General features: G+C 45.0%; 1 protein-coding gene. It reads right to left on the bottom strand.

What is annotated here, in order from left to right; translation table 11 throughout:
* On the bottom strand, positions 1 to 1,053 hold a 1,053-nt coding region (locus DG435_RS09115; RefSeq protein ID WP_159098255.1), incomplete at both ends, for an HYR domain-containing protein.

Below are 1,053 nucleotides of genomic sequence, written 5' to 3' on the forward strand. Positions count from 1 at the left end.
AGTGGTTGGAGTGCCTAAAGCAACACTACTTGCGGTACATAGACCTGCATCAACAGTAACATTTACTGTGGCCGGACAACTGATTGTTGGATCAATATTATCCGTTACCGTTACCGTTTGTGTACAGGTAGCTGTATTTCCTGAACTGTCCGTTACTGTCCAGGTGATTGTCGTATCTCCTAATGGGAAAACTCCGGGTGCATCGTTTGTTACACTGGCCACTGCACAATTATCTGAAGTGGTTGGTGTACCTAAAGCAACACTACTTGCAGTACATAAACCAGCATCTACAGTAACATTTACTGTGGCTGGACAACTGATCGTTGGATCGATGTTATCCGTCACGGTTACCGTTTGTGTACAGGTAGCTGTGTTTCCAGAACTATCCGTTACCGTCCAGGTTACTGTCGTATCTCCTATCGGGAAAACTCCTGGTGCATCATTGGTTGTACTGGCTACAGCACAATTATCTCCTGTAGTAGGAGTGCCTAAAGCAACACTACTTGCGGTACATAGACCGGCATCAACATTGACATTTACTGTGGCTGGACAACTGATTGTTGGATCAATATTGTCGGTTACGGTTACCGTTTGAGTACAGGTCGCTGTGTTTCCAGAACTATCTGTTACTGTCCAGGTGACTGTTGTATCTCCTAATGGGAAAACTCCCGGTGCATCATTGGTTGTACTGGCTACAGCACAATTATCTCCTGTAGTAGGAGTGCCTAAAGCAACACTACTCGCAGTACATAGACCGGCATCAACATTGACATTTACTGTAGCAGGACAACTGATTGTTGGATCAATATTGTCGGTTACGGTTACCGTTTGAGTACAGGTAGCTGTATTCCCAGAACTGTCCGTTACTGTCCAGGTGATTGTCGTATCTCCTATCGGGAAAACTCCAGGTGCATCGTTTGTTACACTGGCCACTGCACAATTATCTGAAGTGGTTGGAGTGCCTAAAGCAACACTACTTGCGGTACATAGACCTGCATCAACAGTAACATTTACTGTGGCCGGACAACTGATTGTTGGATCAATATTATGAAG

Origin of the sequence: Aquimarina sp. Aq78, assembly GCF_900299525.1 — a bacterium.
Classification (GTDB): domain Bacteria; phylum Bacteroidota; class Bacteroidia; order Flavobacteriales; family Flavobacteriaceae; genus Aquimarina.